This window comes from Brevibacterium sp. SIMBA_078 (assembly GCF_046534565.1).
Lineage (GTDB): Bacteria > Actinomycetota > Actinomycetes > Actinomycetales > Brevibacteriaceae > Brevibacterium.
In genome coordinates this window covers 1-280 of the sequence record NZ_JAWRYQ010000156.1, presented here as the reverse complement: position 1 = coordinate 280, position 280 = coordinate 1, and the positions used below count along the sequence as shown (strand labels likewise).

The window sequence follows — 280 nt, the reverse complement described above, 5'->3', positions numbered from 1 at the left end:
GGACTAACCATAGAGGAACAGTGAAAAAGGGTATCATGCAAACTAAAATCAATTCTGATAACGAAAGAAAGAAGCTTCTGGAAGTGTATGAAGCAATTCAAAATGGTGAAATAAGTACAGATATTACTGATATGAGTAAGTTTTCCAAAACCCACGCTTTAGGCTTGTATAAGAAGCTTCAGGAAAAGCGGAAAACTGTGATTATAAAAGAAATTATTGATAACATGCCGGATAACTATTACCTGATTAATGAGTATGAAAGCTTCAGAGAGTTTTTAAA

At 33.2% G+C, this 280-nt stretch carries 1 protein-coding gene; it reads left to right on the top strand.

The features are described 5' to 3' along the window. Positions 1-20: 20 nt before the first annotated feature. On the top strand, positions 21-280 hold a 260-nt coding region (locus tag SB749_RS19260), incomplete at its 3' end, for a hypothetical protein (protein WP_410711718.1).